Source organism: Citrobacter sp. VF227 (genome assembly GCF_052950715.1).
In genome coordinates this window covers 1-465 of sequence record NZ_JBRFVF010000411.1, presented here as the reverse complement: position 1 = coordinate 465, position 465 = coordinate 1, and the positions used below count along the sequence as shown (strand labels likewise).

1 pseudogene is annotated in these 465 nt (G+C 50.5%); it reads left to right on the top strand.

Annotation, left to right across the window (positions count from 1 at the left end):
- Positions 1-465, top strand: a pseudogene (locus tag ACU8YC_RS27035) (DUF4832 domain-containing protein); the annotation flags it as partial.

The following is a 465-nucleotide window of genomic DNA, read 5'->3' as shown; positions in this document are numbered from 1 at the left end:
TTTAAAGGTACGTGGACAGCTTATAATAAATCATTTAGTCCGTATTTAGATGACCTTATGTTTATTAAATACAGCCAGCGTCTGCTGAACGCATTCGGAAAACGCTACGACGGTAATGAGAATCTCGCTTTTGTCGATATCGGCATGGTGGTGGCCTGGGGAGAGTGGCATAACAGCAATTTCCCTAATCTGCAGCCACTATTGGAGCGATACACCACGGCGCATTTGGACCGCTATGTTGCAATGCATTTTTCCGCCTTCCCCTCGACCCCGAAAATTATGTTGATGAGCGGTCGACAAAGCCTGGCGAATGCGGTGGCGCGAGGGGCGGGATGGCGCGCGGACTGCTGGGGTGATCTGCGCGTATTTTCAGCAAACTGGAACCATATGGCCGATGATTACCCGCAGCGATTACTGGCAGCACATCATGGCAACGAAGGGTTTAACGATGCCTGGTACAGTTCC